Here is a 14,558-nt window from a genome sequence, read left to right as displayed (position 1 = left end):
AGATGAAACATTTCCTGAAAGCGGCTTCTCTTAGCCTGGCACTGCCTCTCAGTGCTTTAGCACAGTCATTTGTAGTTGATGACATCCGTGTGGAAGGGCTGCAGCGCGTCTCTGCCGGTACCGTATTCTCAGCTCTCCCTGTGCGAGTGGGGGATGAGGTGGAGACTCTGGAAATCCAGAGCGCCACTCGGGCGCTGTTTCGCACTGGTTACTTTGAGGATATTCAAATCGGCCAGGAAAATGGTGTCCTGGTTATCACTGTGCGCGAACGGCCTGCAATTTCCAAGATCGAAATTACAGGCAACAAGGCGATTGCAACAGAAGACTTGTTGAAGGGCATGCAGGAGAATGGCCTTTCAGAGGGGCAGATCTTCAAGCGCGCTACCCTTGAGGGGTTGGCCCAGGAGCTACAGCGCCAATATGTTGCCCAGGGACGCTATGACGCCAGTGTTAAAACTGAAGTAAAAGAGTTGCCGCGCAATCAGGTTGAGCTTCGCGTAATTGTCGATGAAGGTTCAGTGGCCGCAATTAAGCACATCAATATTGTTGGTAACAAAGCGTTTTCCGATGAAGAGCTTGGAGAGATTTTCGAGCTGCAAACTACCGGTTGGTTGTCGTGGTTGCGCAGTGATGACAAGTATTCCCGAGAAAAATTGACCGGCGACCTGGAGCGTCTCGAATCTTATTATTTGGATCGTGGGTACCTGGATTTTAAAATTGATTCCACACAGGTTTCCCTGAGCCCCGATAAAGAGAGTGTATTTATCACCGTCAATGTGTTTGAGGGCGATGTTTATACCATTAGTGAAGTGGACCTGGCCGGTGATCCTGTAGTTCCAGAGGAAGAAGTTAAGCGCTTGCTACTGGTGCGGGAAGGGCAGACCTTCTCCCAGGTTCGCATGACAACAACCTCGGATTATATTACCAAGCGCCTGGGGAATGAGGGCTATACCTTTGCTGAGGTTAATGGCATCCCCGAGCCGAATAAAGAAGAGAAAACGGTAAAAATTACCTTCTTTATCAACCCCGGCAAGCGGGCTTACGTTCGCCGAATTAATTTCCGAGGTAATACTCGCACTACGGATGAGGTTTTGCGCCGCGAGATGCGTCAGATGGAGTCAGCTTCTGCTTCCTCTGCCCGTATAGAGCAGTCTAAAGTCCGCCTTGAGCGCCTGGGTTACTTCAAGGAAGTAGAGGTGGAAACCAGTGAGGTGCCGGGTACTTCTGACCAAATTGATGTTGAATACACGGTTGAAGAGCAACCCTCAGGCTCTATCGGCGGCACTATAGGCTGGGCCCAGAGCAGTGGCTTGGTACTGGGAGCCAATGTCCAGGAAAATAACTGGTTAGGTACGGGTAAATCCGTAGGTATTGGGTTAAATGCTTCTACTTACCAGACCTCTGTTAATTTCTCTTACCTCGACCCATATTTCACACCGGATGGTGTGAGTCGGGGCTTTAATGTTTTCTATACAGAGAACGATTACTCTGAGGTTAACCTCTCTGATTACAACACTACGACTTATGGCGGTGGCGTTAATTTTGGTTACCCGATGTCAGAAATTTCCCGTGTCGGCTTGAATATTAATTTCAGTCACCTGGAATTGTCAGCTTCGAGTTCTTCCGTTCAAGAAATAGTAACTTCTCCTACTCCTGTGGATGGGGTTACCAAAACCGTTACTTTAGATGATTACGAGCAAATCCTTTTAGATGAAGAAAATGGAGTTACAGCTGATCTCTCCATGACTGCGATGGAGGATCTTTTCCCTACCGCTAATGGTTTTATTGATCGCTATGGGGATGCGTTTAATAATCTTGGATTAACAGCTTCTTATGCGCGTTCTACCTTGAATCGAGGTATTTTGGCAACGCGAGGTGCGTCCCAGAATCTATCTCTCGAGTTTACGCTTCCGGGTAGTGACCTTGAGTATTATAAGCTTGTGTATACCGGCCAGTATTTCCGTCCATTAACGAAGAGTTTGACTCTGCGTTTACGTACGCGTTTGGGCTATGGTGATGGTTTTGGGGATCTTGATGAGCTGCCGTTCTTTAAGAACTTCTATGCCGGTGGTTTTGGCTCAGTGCGCGGCTTTGAACGCAACACTCTGGGCCCTCGTTCAAGCCCGGCTGAATTTCTCTCCGGACTTAATTACGAAGGCCAGGTGGATGGCACCTTGCCCTGTGCGACGGCGGATGGAGAAATTACCGAATATTGTTATTTAGTAGACTCTGATGGGGATCTACTTGTTACTGATTTTGGCGCTGATGCCGACCCCGCTGGTGGAAATATCTTAGTTGAGGGTAGTGCAGAAGTTATATTCCCATTGCCCTTTGTTAAAGATCAGCGCTCCTTACAAACCGCTTTCTTTGTTGACGCGGGTAATGTATTCGATACCAACTGTGGTGATACCCAAATCAACTGTTACGATGTGGACTTTGGTAAGATGAATGTCTCTGCGGGGATAGGCTTGACCTGGATTACCGGTTTTGGCCCGCTGACATTTAGCTTGGCGAAAGCCCTCAAGAAAAATGATGATGACGATGTGGAAGTATTCCAGTTCACTCTGGGTAACAGCTTCTAAATTTGTCAGATAAAATGAATTAGGCGTATATCAGCGCAATTAAAATAAAATCTATTGGAGAGACCGACGTGCTTAAGAATGTAAAAATTGTTGCAGTATTACTTGCAGGTATGACCTTGTCCGGCGCAGCGCTGGCGCAAACCAAGGTCGCGGTACTTAACCTACAGGCTGCGATCATGAGCACTGATGCAGCTAAGACCAAAGTAAACTCCCTGAAGACCAGCTCTGAATATTCGAAGCTGCAGAGCAGTGCCGAGTCAATTCGTTCTGAACTGCAAAAAATGGCTGAAGATGCCAAGAAAAATAGTGTGACCTGGTCCGATGAGCAAAAGACTGAGTACCAGCGCAAGATGAATTTCCAGCGCTCAGATTTTGAGACAACGGTGAAAAAATTGCGTGCAATGGAAGCTCAAGTGGGTCAAGAGATCCAGGCTTCTATGGGACCAAAGGCCAGAGATGCCCTGGACGCACTGATTAAAGAGCAGAAGCTTGACGTAGTGCTCGATTCCAATACTGCCTACTATGTAAGCCCCAGCGTCGACTTGACAGAGGCTGTTGTTAAGCGTATGAACGCAGCCAAGTAAGTCGATAGCCTTCTATGAAAGATAGCTTTTCTCTTGCCCAGTTGGCGCAAGAGCTGGGGGCCGACTTGCGGTTGGCGCCCGGTTCAGATTCCAATCAAAAAGTTCAGGGTTTAAATACACTGCAGGATGCCGGTGCAGAGCACTTGGCTTTCCTCGCAAGTCCCAATTATCGACGCTTTCTGAAAACGACCAAGGCCGCCGCAGTGCTGGTGTCGGAAGAGTTTGTTGAAGAGTGCCCGGTAACGGCTTTATGTGTTGCGGACCCCTACCTGGCCTTTGCTCGAGCAACAGCCCTGTTCGATACAACTCCCGAAGCCCCCATTGGTATTCACCCCTCTGCAGTAGTTCACCCTACGGCAGAGATTGGTGCTGGTGTCAGCGTGGGACCCGGCTCTGTGGTCGAGGCCTTCGCAAAATTGGAGCCTGGAGCGATTGTTGGTGCTAACTGCTATGTTGGCGAGGGCAGTTTAGTCGGTGCAGGAACACGCCTGTATGCCGGCGTTGTTTTTCATCATAACTGCTCTATCGGTGCACACGGTATTATTCACAGCCAGACGGTTATTGGAGCCGATGGTTTCGGGTTTGCACCCAATAAAGGCAGCTGGGTGAAAATTCACCAGCTTGGTGGAGTGCAAATTGGCGAAGATGTGGAAATTGGAGCCAATACCTGTATAGACCGTGGGGCTTTGGGCGATACGGTGATTGGGCGAGGAGTCAAGATCGACAATCTGGTCCAAATCGCGCACAATGTGAAGATTGGTGACTACACGGCCATAGCTGGGTGTGCCGTAATTGCCGGTAGTGCTGAGATAGGGAAGCATTGTCTTCTCGGTGGCTGTAGCCGTATTAACGGACACATAACGATTGCAGATGGCAGTCAGGTGTCGGGTAACACGTTTGTTACTAAGTCGATAAAGGATACTGGTAGCTACTCTGGAGCGCTATCCTTTGCCGATAGTTCTACCTGGCGTCGTAATGCTGTGCGTTTTGGTCAGTTGGATCAAATGGCGCGCAGATTGAAAGATTTGGAAAAACAGGTTCAGGCATTGTCCCAAAAGAGTGGGACAGACGATTGAACTTTAGTTATTAATTAATTTGGCTTTGTTGTTTTCGGGGCGTTTTACGCCCCGAAGTGGTTTCTGGGGGCATTTGGAATGATGGATGTACGTGAAATTCGCGAGTATCTGCCGCACCGTTATCCTTTTTTGTTGGTGGATCGTGTAGTAGAACTCGAAGAAGGGAAGTATATAAAAGGCTATAAAAACATTTCTGGAAATGAAGAAGTTTTTAATGGCCACTTTCCGGAAATGCCTATTTTCCCGGGAGTGATGATTGTTGAAGCCCTGGCTCAGGTCTCGGGAATCCTCGGCTTTAAAACGTTTGGCAAAAAACCGGAAGATGGATATCTGTATCTGTTCGGTGGGGTTGATAAGGCGCGCTTTAAGCGTCAGGTGATCCCGGGTGATCGCCTTGAGCTCGAGTCTGAAGCGGTATCTGTTCGCAGAAATATCTGGAAATTCGCTTGTAAAGCCAGTGTTGATGGCGAGCTGGCGGCTTCTGTTGATATCCTATGTGCCGTGAAAAAGGTTCAGTAATTCTGTAAAGCTCGCTGGAGAGTTAGGTTCAGGATTTTCCGGGTAGCCTTTGTTTTTAAGGGTACAGGTTACCCAGTACGATTAATGCCGAGGAGTAGATCCCAGAATGCAGACAAGTATCCACCCTACAGCTATTGTCGACTCTACGGCAGTAATTGGTTCCGGGGTGAGTATTGGTGCTTACACCATTGTTGGAGCCGGCGTAGAGATAGGTGATGGCTGTGATATTGCCTCTCATGTGGTGCTTAGTGGGCCGACCAAACTGGGGAAGAACAACCGAATCTACCAGTTTGCTTCCGTAGGGCAGGATACCCCGGACAAAAAGTATCGTGGTGAAGAGACGACACTCGTTATTGGCGATAATAACGTGATTCGCGAGGGGGTTACGATCCACCGTGGTACCGTTCAGGACCGAGGTGAGACCACTATTGGTGACGAAAACCTGATCATGGCCTATGCCCATATTGGCCACGATAGCGTCGTTGGTAATCACACTATTATGGTGAATAACTGTGGTTTGGCCGGTCATGTTGTTGTTAAGGACTGGGCGATTCTGAGTGGTTATAGTTTGGTTCACCAGAACTGTACTGTGGGAGAGCATGCTTTCCTGGGAATGGGCGCTGCTATCGGTAAAGACGTTCCTGCTTATGTTATGGTTGCCGGAAACCCTGCCGAAGCAAAGACCATTAACTCAGAAGGGCTGCGCAGACGGGGCTTTTCTAGAGAAGATATTGCCCTGATCAATAAGGCTTACAAGACCGTTTATCGTCGCGGTCTCACTATGCAAGAGGCGCTGCAGGCCTTGATGGAGTTGCGCGAACAATCTCCAGTTATTCAGCCGTGGATAGAGTCTTTGCAGTCTTCCACTCGCGGCATTGTTCGCTAATTCACTTCTCTCTGGAGCTGTTTTGTGCAGCTCCGATTGCACTTTATGCAACTCCCATTTAATTCCAACATAAACAGCTCCCCAAGAGGAGGGATATAGGCGTGTCAGAAAAAAATAAGCCGATACGAATTGGTATCGTTGTCGGTGAGGCGTCAGGAGATATCCTCGGTTCTGGTTTAATGGCCGCATTAAAAACTCGGCTTCCCAATGTAGAGTTTGGGGGGATTGCCGGGCCGCGCATGCTGGAACTGGGTGCTAAAAGTTTATTTCCTATGGAGCGGCTGTCGGTAATGGGGCTGGTAGAGCCTTTGAAGCGCCTTCCGGAACTGTTGAAAATCCGCAGATCTCTCCGTCGCCACTTTACTGATAGCCCGCCCGATCTATTTATTGGTATAGATTCCCCGGACTTTACATTGACTCTTGAGGCTGCACTCAAGGCTGAGGGTATCCCCACCGTCCATTATGTCAGTCCTTCGGTTTGGGCCTGGCGGCAGGGTCGAATTAAAAAGATTGCGCGGGCTGTCGACCACATGTTGACCCTGCTTCCATTTGAAGCGAATTTCTACCGAGATAACCAAGTACCGGTGACCTTTGTTGGCCACCCTTTGGCTGATGAAATTCCCCTGCAAGTGGATGTCGCCGGCGAACGCAAAGCATTGGGCTTTGAGAAAGACGACCGGGTAATTGCCCTTTTGCCTGGCAGCCGTGGAGGTGAGGTTCGCATGCTGGGGCCGTTGTTTCTGCAGACGGCCCGATGGTGCCACCAGCGTCACTCGGATATTAAATTTGTTATTCCCGCTGCTAACAAGCAGCGTATGGATGAGATTCAAGAGGAGCTAAAAGATTATCCAGAACTCCCTATTACTTTACTTGAGGGGCAATCGAGACGAGCCGTTTCTGCGGCAGACTGTGTGCTCATTGCATCGGGTACAGCAACCCTAGAGACAATGTTGCTTAAAAAGCCCATGGTCGTTACCTATAAGCTGGGCAGGTTGACGTCATTGATCGTCTCACGGATGCTGCACACCCCATGGGTTTCGCTACCAAATTTATTAGCCCAAAAAGAACTGGTGCCAGAAATTTTGCAGAATGATGCCATTCCAGAGAATCTTGGTGCGGCAGTGATGCAGTACTTTGAAGACCCGCTTCTTGGGGATCATTTAGAGCGCGAGTTTTTCGAGATGCATCAACAGTTGAGGCGAAATGCTTCTGAGCGGGCTGCCGATGCCGTGGTGGGGCTACTGGAAGCTAAGCCGGAATCTGCCGAGTAGTAATAAATTATGAGTAGTAAAACAGAATTGCCCCCCTATGTCTGCCCTTTCAAGGGTGATTTGATTGCAGGTGTCGATGAGGTTGGGCGCGGCCCTTTAGCTGGTGATGTGGTTGCAGCTGCTGTGATCCTTGATCCCGGCAAGCCAATTGCCGGGCTTGCAGACTCCAAAAAGCTGACTGAAAAAAAGCGCGAGCAGTTATTTGATGAGATTTGTGAGCGAGCACTCAGTTACTCCATAGCTCGTGCAACAGTTGAGGAAATTGACCAGCTAAATATTTTGCAGGCAAGTTTACTGGCGATGCATCGTGCAGTTGCACAGCTATCCGTGCAGCCTGAATTTGTGTTGGTGGATGGCAATAAAAAACCGAACTGGGATTACCCTTGCGATACCGTTGTAAAGGGCGATGGTCGTGTCGCTGCAATTGGGGCGGCATCTATTTTGGCTAAGGTGACCCGTGATAGGGAAATGGTGGTGCTGGACTCTGAATATCCCGGTTACGGCCTTGCAGGTCATAAAGGGTATCCCACCAAGGCGCATATGGAAGCTTTACAGTTGCAGGGGCCCACTCCAATACACCGCACCAGCTTTGCACCGGTAAGGCGCTTGCTAGAAGAGGTTGAGAGATAAACGGTTGTAGCGCTATTTATCGATTCGCTTGATTCTGGCCCGGGTAATCATCTTGTCTGAGACCTCCTCAATTTCCACCAGGTAATTGAGGATGTACAGGCTGATATTGCCGTCGGGGATGCTCTCCAAGTGTTCCATTGCCAGGCCGTTAAAAGTTTTTGGCCCGTCAGTGGGCAGTTCCCAGCCCAGGGTACGATTAATATCGCGAATAGAAGTGCCGCCTTCGATCATGTACCAGCCATCTTCTATGGCGACTATCTCCTCGTCATCGCTGGGTACTGGACTTGCGGTGAAGTCGCCGACAATTTCCTCCAGCAGATCTTCTAGGGTAACGATACCCATTACCTCTCCGTACTCATCAACTACCAGCCCCATGCGGCGCTTGGTTTTCTGGAAGTTCATCAGCAGTGTGGGGAGTGGTGTTGCCTCGGGTACGAAGTAAGGTTCATCGGTGAAGGAGTGGAGCCGCTCTGCTGTTAAATTTTCCGGTCCGTCGCGCAGTATCTGCGCCGCTTTTCGCAGGTGAAGTATGCCTACTACTCGATTGATGTCACCGCGATATACGGGGAGGCGAGTGTAGGAACTTTCCGCTAGCTGCTGCAGGATCTGTTCGGCGCTGTTTTCCAGGTCAACGCCCATGACTTCATTGCGCGGAATCATGATGTCTTCAACGGTTGCCTGGTCCAGGTCCAGCACGTTGAGCAACATGCCCTTGTGCTTGCTGGGAAGCAGGGCGCCTGATTCGAATACAACGGTTCGGAGTTCTTCGGGGGCCAGGTGTTCCGCTTCGCTATTCGCTTTTGTTTCGACTCCCAACATACGCGCCAGGCCGTTGGATATGCCACCAATCAACAGCACCAGGGGAGTGAGCAGCCATTGCAGTGGGCGCAAAATAAATGAGGCGGGGAAAGCAATTTTTTCCGGGTGTAGAGCGGCAATAGTCTTTGGTGTGACCTCAGCAAAAATCAGCAGGGCAAGAGTTAAGACTATGGTGGTGAGTATTTCTCCATAAATTTGCGCGAATACCGAGCCGGCGATTACAGACACAAGAACGTTAACGAGATTGTTGCCGATTAGAATTGAACCGATCAGCTTGTCCGGGCGTGCGAGTAGCTCGGTGGCGCGCTTTGCCCCGCGGTGCCCGCTTTTGGCTTGGTGCCGCAGACGATAGCGGTTAAGCGCCATCATGCTGGTTTCGGAGCTGGAGAAGAAGGCGGATATCAGTATCAATAGGGCCAGCAAACCGAATAGCAGGCCCGTGGGCATCTCGTTCAAGGGAGAACTCTTTTTATTTCCAAGCGGAGATATTGGAACATATTGCCGACCTCCGCAAGCTTTGCAGTCGTATATTCGATTACCCGCGCTGGAGAATGACTTCCATAACCAGCTTACTACCAAAATAGGCAAGTAGTAGGGCGGCGAAAGCGCTTAAGGTCCAACGCACAGCGGTATTGCCTCTCCAGCCCAACCTCCAGTGTCCCCATAGGAGTATGGTGTAAAGAACCCAGGCGACCATAGAGAGGATGGTTTTGTGTATTGGCCCCTCTTCAAACAAATTGCCAACAAAGACGAAACCGGTCAGCAGGGAGGCGGTGAGCAGTAGTTGCCCGAAAGTGATCAGGCCGAACAGCAGTGATTCCATACTCTGCAATGGTGGCAGAAGACGGGTGGCGCCTACCGGCCTGTGGTTGTGCAGCTGCTGGTTAAGGTAATAGAGATAGATCGCCTGCAGGGTAGCCAGGGTCAGCAGCGAATAGGCAGAAATAGACAGTAGAGCGTGTATCGCAATGCCGGCAGAGATCTGTTGATGTGGCGTTACGGTGCCCCAAATATGGGATGCGGCAAATTCGGTGGCGGCTCCCACAGGTGCAAAAATAAGAATAAGTAGCGTAAGTGGCCGGCCAACGGCCAGGATCAATAATAGAAAGTTAACTACCCAGGAAATCAGCGAGAGCATTGCCAGCAGGTCAAAGCGATAGCCCTCGGGTGAAAAGAGAACGTGTCCCAGGGATATTCCGTGGGTAACAAGTGCACCCGCCAAAAGGCTGAGAAGCAGCTTGGAATTCGGCTGTTGACTTCGGGCCAGAGCCGCACCTGCAACTATGGTTGTGGCCAGGTAGAGAGCGATAGCTGTCCAGTGGGCGAAAGCCGCCATGGGTAAATCCGTGTCTTCATTATTGCGTTAGGGCAGGAGTGTGTCATAGCCAGTTGAAACAAGGAAGACTTGCGATATTTCGGCTGTGGCGAGACCTGGGCTATACTGCCGCGCCTCAGAGAGGGAGTTGCAGTTTGCTCCCCCCTAATTTCGCGCCCCTCCGCACTGGGGTTGAGTCCGTAAACGGAGAGATCGAGACGAATTTATGTTCGATAACCTGAGTGACCGCTTATCGGCGGCCTTAAAGAAAGTTACCGGTAAAGCGCGCCTTACGGATGACAATATCCGCGATACTTTGCGCGAAGTGCGCAAGGCGCTGTTGGAGGCGGATGTCGCTCTGCCAGTGGTTAAGGCATTTGTTCAGCAAGTGCGCACCGCTGCGGTAGGACAGAAGGTTAGCAAGGCTCTCAACCCGGGCCAGCAGTTCGTCAAGATTGTTCAGGATGAGCTGGTTAAGGTGATGGGTGCGGCTGCAGAGCCTCTCAACCTCGCCGTGCAACCTCCGGCGGTAATCCTGATGGCGGGCCTCCAGGGCGCTGGTAAAACCACCAGTGTGGCCAAACTGGCCAAATACCTGCAGGAGCGTGAAAAGAAAAAAGTCATGGTGGTGAGTGCGGACGTCTACCGCCCCGCCGCTATCAAACAGCTGGAGACCCTGGCCGGTGAAGTGGGGGCACAGTTTTACCCCTCTACAGCTGAGCAGAAACCGCTGGATATTGCCAAGGGTGCTGTGGACGCTGCCCGCAAACAATTTGCCGATGTGCTGATTGTGGATACTGCTGGTCGACTGCATGTGGACTCCGAGCTGATGGATGAGATCCGTGAGCTGCACAGTGAGTTGGACCCGGCGGAAACCCTGTTCGTGATCGACGCAATGATCGGTCAGGATGCGGTAAATACCGCAAGTGCCTTTAATGATGCACTGCCGCTGACCGGTGTGATTCTCACCAAGGCCGATGGCGATGCCCGTGGTGGTGCCGCTCTCTCCGTGCGTCACGTCACTGGCAAGCCAATCAAGTTTATCGGTGTTGGTGAAAAGACCGACGCCCTGGAAACCTTCCACCCGGATCGTATTGCCTCCCGTATCCTGGGTATGGGTGACATTCTGTCTCTGATTGAAGAAGCAGAGCAGAAGATTGATAAAGAGAAAGCCGAAAAGCTGGTTAAGAAGGTCCAGAAGGGTAAAGGCTTTGACCTGGAAGACCTGCGCGATCAGCTGCAGCAAATGCAAAACATGGGTGGCTTTGGCTCCCTGTTGGAGAAAATGCCCGGCATGGGCGGTGTAGCGCAGGCTGCGCAACAGGCCGATATGGGCAAAGAATTTAAGCGTATGGATGCCCTGATTTCCTCCATGACGCCGGCCGAACGCCGCAATCCTGACCTTCTTAACGGTTCGCGCAAGCGCCGCATCGTTGCCGGTTCAGGCACCCAGCTGCAGGACTTGAATCGCCTGCTCAAGCAGCACAAGCAGATGGGCAAGATGATGAAGAAGCTCAAAGGCGGCGGCATGGGTAAAATGATGCGCGGCCTCGGCGGCCTGCCCGGTATGGGCGGTGGTATGCCTGGCGGTATGGGCGGTATGCCCGGAGGCCTGCCACCGGGCCTCAAAAAGAAGTAGAGAACCGCGGTTCTCCGGGCGGCTTGGCGACCCTATACAAATCTGGGGTGGTACATTAGAATACGCCGCCTTTCTGCCGGCCCTGCTGCCGGTACAAAGTTGTTGTGGTGACCGCTTAGTGCGGTTGCCTAGTGTTGAACCTATAGGAAAGTTACATGGTAACCATTCGTTTGGCCCGTGGTGGTGCTAAAAAGCGCCCGTTTTATCATCTGACCGTTACCGACAGCCGCAAATCTCGCGACGGTCGTTTTATTGAGCGTGTTGGTTTCTTCAACCCGGTTGCCCGTGGTCAGGAAGAGCGTCTGCGTGTTGATCGCGAGCGTGTTGATTTCTGGCTGGGTCGTGGCGCACAGGTTTCCGACCGCGTCGGCAAGCTTCTGAAAGAATCTGCTTAATTTGCGCGTAAGTGGTGCTCCTGTGACAGATAACGGAAAACCTTCCGAAGAGTTGGTCACGGTTGGGCGCGTTACTACCGTTTATGGTGTGCGCGGCTGGGTCAAGGTTCACTCCTATACCGAGCCGATGGACAACATCCTGCAGTTCCCTAATTGGCGCTTGCAGGGGCCGAAAGGTTGGGAAGCTCTCGAAATTGACGCTGGTAAGCGTCACGGCAAGGGCTTGATTGTGCATGTGAAAGGCATTGATGACCGCGATTTGGCGGCTCGACTTTGCCAGCGCGATATTGCTGTAGCTCGTGAACTGATGCCTGAGCTTGAGCATGGTGAGTATTACTGGCACCAGCTCGAAGGGTTAAAGGTTGTCAGCCATTTCGATGGCGAAGATCACGACTTTGGTACCGTCGCTCGCATGATGGAAACTGGCGCCAACGATGTAATGGTGGTGCGCGGTGGAGCGGATAAGCGCGAGCGCTTGATTCCCTATCTACCTGATCAGTTTATTACCAATATTGACCTGGAAGTCGGTGTAATAACCGTCGACTGGGACCCGGCTTTTTAAGGCGTAGGAGCGATGACAAAACGAATCGCTCTGGTAAGCATTTTTCCGGAGATGTTTGCCGCATTGACCGAGTATGGCGTCAGTGGACGGGCTGTGAAAGATGGCCTATTAGAAGTTCGCTGCTGGAATCCTCGGGACTTTACCAGTGACAGGCACCGGACTGTGGACGATCGCCCTTACGGCGGCGGACCGGGAATGGTGATGTTAGCTGAGCCTCTTTACCAGGCTCTCGAGGCTGCTCGAGCTTGGGCTGGTGAAGATGGTGAATCTGTACGCAGTATCTACATGTCTCCCCAGGGTCGACAGCTCGATCAGGGTGGAGTGGAGCAGCTGTCTGCAGCTGGCAACCTGGTGTTGTTGGCGGGGCGCTATGAAGGTGTGGATGAGCGTATCGTCGAATCTATGATCGACGAGGAGTGGTCAATTGGTGACTATGTCCTCAGCGGTGGCGAACTGGCTGCTATGGTGATGGTGGATGCTATTACCCGCTTGATTCCCGGCGCACTTGGACACAACCAATCGGCGGTTGAGGACTCTTTCTCCTCTGGCCTGCTGGACTGCCCACACTACACCCGACCGGAACAATATCGGGGAGTAGCGGTACCGGAAGTTTTGCTTTCTGGCAACCATGAAAGAATACGCCGCTGGCGCCTGAAACAGGCATTGGCGCGCACGCAACAGCGACGCCCGGACTTATTGCAAGGGTTGGAGCTGAGCGATGAGCAGAAGTTGTTGCTGGATGAGATCCAGCGGGAACAGAAGCTCGAAGAAAATTGAGGCCGAATTCGCCGGGAGGCGCGAGTAGTTCGGTGAACTAGCTGAGAAGCTACACAATCTGTATTTGGGAGCGATCCAAATGACTAACAAAATTATCCAGCAGCTGGAGCAGGAACAGCTGAAGAGCGAAGTACCTCCCTTCGCACCGGGCGACACTGTAATCGTTCAGGTAAAAGTAAAAGAGGGCAACCGTGAGCGTCTGCAGGCGTTCGAAGGCGTGGTTATCGGTAAGCGCAACCGTGGTCTGAACTCCTCCTTCACCGTGCGTAAAATTTCCCACGGTGTTGGCGTTGAGCGTACTTTCCAGACTCACAGCCCGATGGTTGACAGCCTCAAGGTTAAGCGTCGCGGTGACGTGCGTCAGGCCAAGCTGTACTACCTCCGCAGCCTGACTGGTAAAGCTGCACGTATCAAAGAGAAGCTCAACTAAGCTCTCCTTGACCGCAGAAAAAGGCCGAAGCGTACGCTTCGGCCTTTTTTGTATGTGGGTTACGAGCAGCATATTTGGTGCCCCTGATTGGGCCTGCTTGCCTTAACTGACATAAATGGACACGGGCTTGCCCTGGCGCGGGGATACAGTCAATTTCGCTAAAGCGCTCACGTCTTGCGGTGTTTTGCGTAGTCCAAGGTGACTGGATATGTTAAAACGTGCCAATTAGGTTCGCAGCGGCAAAGAGCTGCCATACTGGCTGGAACTGAAGGCCGATGATTAAGTCGAAGCCCAATGAGAATTTAAGGAGCAATTGGTAATGACGCTTATCAAGAAGCCGCTGGCAATCGCTGGCGCGCTACTCAGTCTGGTGGGCTCTGCAGCGTTGGCAGAAGTCGATACTGACGTTGTAAAAACCATCAAGACACGCCTTGAGGCGAGTAATCCCAAAGCAACCTATGGAGAGGTGCGGGAGAGTCCAATTGAGGGGCTTTACGAAGTGGATGTCGATGACGGCAACACGACCCTGTTCGTCTCTGCTGATGGTAATCACTTTGTTTACGGCGATCTCTATCAGGTGAAGGCTGGCGGTGTTGCCAACCTTTCCGAGCAGCGTAGAGCGACGCGCCGCGCTGCGGTTATGGGCGCCCTTGATACAGAAGATATGATTGTCTTCTCCCCAAAAGGTGAAACCAAGGCAAGCGTTTATGTATTTACCGATGTGGACTGCGGTTACTGCCGCAAGCTGCACCAGGATGTGCCCGAGCTGAACAAGCGCGGTATCGAAGTGCGCTACCTGGCATTCCCGCGTGGTGGCCTGAATTCCCTGGGGTATCGCAAGCTGGCAACTGCATGGTGTGCGGAAGACAGCAACAAGACGCTGACTGCACTTAAGAACCGTGAAAATGTGCCTTTGGATGTCTGTAAGACAAACCCGGTGGCAGCTCAATACAAGCTGGGCAACGAGGCTATCGATGTGCGCGGTACGCCGACTATCGTGATGGAAGATGGTCGGGTTGTTCCCGGTTACTTACCACCGGATCGCCTGCTTAAAGAGCTGGGAATTTAAGCCC

Annotated in this window: 15 protein-coding genes; 13 read left to right on the top strand and 2 right to left on the bottom strand. The window is 51.5% G+C overall.

Annotated elements, in window-relative coordinates; translation table 11 throughout:
• Positions 1-2: 2 nt before the first annotated feature.
• From bamA to rnhB, 7 genes are all read left to right on the top strand, one after another.
• Positions 3-2,582: an outer membrane protein assembly factor BamA gene (bamA, locus tag ACJJIY_RS20840; RefSeq protein ID WP_445355964.1), complete on the top strand. Its 2,580-nt coding sequence runs from the start codon at positions 3-5 to the stop codon at positions 2,580-2,582.
• Positions 2,583-2,650: 68 nt separating this feature from the next.
• A complete protein-coding gene (locus tag ACJJIY_RS20835; protein ID WP_413662813.1) occupies positions 2,651-3,166 on the top strand; it encodes an OmpH/Skp family outer membrane protein in 516 nt (171 codons plus the stop codon).
• 14 nt (positions 3,167-3,180) lie between these two features.
• Entirely contained in the window at positions 3,181-4,242 is a 1,062-nt protein-coding gene (gene lpxD / locus ACJJIY_RS20830) for a UDP-3-O-(3-hydroxymyristoyl)glucosamine N-acyltransferase (RefSeq protein ID WP_444896538.1), read from the top strand.
• Positions 4,243-4,320: 78 nt separating this feature from the next.
• A complete protein-coding gene (gene fabZ / locus ACJJIY_RS20825; protein ID WP_108734005.1) occupies positions 4,321-4,761 on the top strand; it encodes a 3-hydroxyacyl-ACP dehydratase FabZ in 441 nt (146 codons plus the stop codon).
• Between the two features lie 106 nt (positions 4,762-4,867).
• Positions 4,868-5,647: an acyl-ACP--UDP-N-acetylglucosamine O-acyltransferase gene (gene lpxA, locus ACJJIY_RS20820; RefSeq protein WP_444896539.1), complete on the top strand. Its 780-nt coding sequence runs from the start codon at positions 4,868-4,870 to the stop codon at positions 5,645-5,647.
• A gap of 101 nt (positions 5,648-5,748) precedes the next feature.
• Positions 5,749-6,918: a lipid-A-disaccharide synthase gene (gene lpxB, locus ACJJIY_RS20815; protein ID WP_445358743.1), complete on the top strand. Its 1,170-nt coding sequence runs from the start codon at positions 5,749-5,751 to the stop codon at positions 6,916-6,918.
• A gap of 9 nt (positions 6,919-6,927) precedes the next feature.
• The gene (gene rnhB / locus ACJJIY_RS20810) at positions 6,928-7,548 is read left to right on the top strand and encodes a ribonuclease HII (RefSeq protein WP_444896541.1); all 621 of its coding nucleotides are present in this window, start codon (positions 6,928-6,930) and stop codon (positions 7,546-7,548) included.
• Between the two features lie 12 nt (positions 7,549-7,560).
• Here rnhB and ACJJIY_RS20805 read toward each other — a convergent pair whose 3' ends face one another.
• Together ACJJIY_RS20805 and ACJJIY_RS20800 are read right to left on the bottom strand one after the other, a co-directional pair.
• Positions 7,561-8,823, bottom strand: a complete 1,263-nt coding sequence (locus ACJJIY_RS20805; RefSeq protein WP_444896542.1) for an HlyC/CorC family transporter — start codon at positions 8,821-8,823, stop codon at positions 7,561-7,563.
• A gap of 79 nt (positions 8,824-8,902) precedes the next feature.
• Entirely contained in the window at positions 8,903-9,703 is an 801-nt protein-coding gene (locus ACJJIY_RS20800) for a cytochrome C assembly family protein (RefSeq protein ID WP_445355966.1), read from the bottom strand.
• Between the two features lie 205 nt (positions 9,704-9,908).
• Here ACJJIY_RS20800 and ffh point away from each other — a divergent pair, with 205 nt between their 5' ends.
• From ffh to ACJJIY_RS20770, 6 genes are all read left to right on the top strand, one after another.
• On the top strand, positions 9,909-11,321 hold the full coding sequence (gene ffh / locus ACJJIY_RS20795) for a signal recognition particle protein (protein WP_444893186.1): 1,413 nt from the start codon (positions 9,909-9,911) through the stop codon (positions 11,319-11,321).
• Between the two features lie 155 nt (positions 11,322-11,476).
• Complete coding sequence (gene rpsP / locus ACJJIY_RS20790; RefSeq protein WP_108733998.1) at positions 11,477-11,716, top strand: 30S ribosomal protein S16; 240 nt, start codon at positions 11,477-11,479, stop codon at positions 11,714-11,716.
• A gap of 22 nt (positions 11,717-11,738) precedes the next feature.
• Entirely contained in the window at positions 11,739-12,278 is a 540-nt protein-coding gene (rimM, locus tag ACJJIY_RS20785) for a ribosome maturation factor RimM (protein WP_108735295.1), read from the top strand.
• A 12-nt stretch (positions 12,279-12,290) separates the two neighbouring features.
• Positions 12,291-13,055 (top strand): tRNA (guanosine(37)-N1)-methyltransferase TrmD, encoded by a 765-nt coding sequence (gene trmD, locus ACJJIY_RS20780; protein WP_413662806.1) that lies wholly within the window; start codon positions 12,291-12,293, stop codon positions 13,053-13,055.
• A 73-nt stretch (positions 13,056-13,128) separates the two neighbouring features.
• A complete protein-coding gene (rplS, locus tag ACJJIY_RS20775) occupies positions 13,129-13,485 on the top strand; it encodes a 50S ribosomal protein L19 (protein ID WP_282934563.1) in 357 nt (118 codons plus the stop codon).
• Between the two features lie 319 nt (positions 13,486-13,804).
• Positions 13,805-14,554, top strand: a complete 750-nt coding sequence (locus tag ACJJIY_RS20770) for a DsbC family protein (RefSeq protein ID WP_444925537.1) — start codon at positions 13,805-13,807, stop codon at positions 14,552-14,554.
• The last annotated feature ends 4 nt before the right edge of the window (positions 14,555-14,558 follow it).

Source organism: Microbulbifer maximicatervae (SeqCode), from assembly GCF_052468155.1.
Note: the sequence above shows the minus strand (reverse complement) of the source record. Positions and strands in the feature narration are given on the sequence as shown.

Coding starts and splice junctions, on each gene's coding strand:
- bamA (WP_445355964.1), top strand. CDS start 3: ATGAAACATTTCCTGAAAGCGGCTTCTCTTAGCCTGGCACTGCCTCTC.
- lpxD (WP_444896538.1), top strand. CDS start 3,181: ATGAAAGATAGCTTTTCTCTTGCCCAGTTGGCGCAAGAGCTGGGGGCC.
- fabZ (WP_108734005.1), top strand. CDS start 4,321: ATGATGGATGTACGTGAAATTCGCGAGTATCTGCCGCACCGTTATCCT.
- lpxA (WP_444896539.1), top strand. CDS start 4,868: ATGCAGACAAGTATCCACCCTACAGCTATTGTCGACTCTACGGCAGTA.
- rnhB (WP_444896541.1), top strand. CDS start 6,928: ATGAGTAGTAAAACAGAATTGCCCCCCTATGTCTGCCCTTTCAAGGGT.
- ACJJIY_RS20800 (WP_445355966.1), bottom strand. CDS start 9,703: ATGGCGGCTTTCGCCCACTGGACAGCTATCGCTCTCTACCTGGCCACA.
- ffh (WP_444893186.1), top strand. CDS start 9,909: ATGTTCGATAACCTGAGTGACCGCTTATCGGCGGCCTTAAAGAAAGTT.
- rpsP (WP_108733998.1), top strand. CDS start 11,477: ATGGTAACCATTCGTTTGGCCCGTGGTGGTGCTAAAAAGCGCCCGTTT.
- trmD (WP_413662806.1), top strand. CDS start 12,291: ATGACAAAACGAATCGCTCTGGTAAGCATTTTTCCGGAGATGTTTGCC.
- ACJJIY_RS20770 (WP_444925537.1), top strand. CDS start 13,805: ATGACGCTTATCAAGAAGCCGCTGGCAATCGCTGGCGCGCTACTCAGT.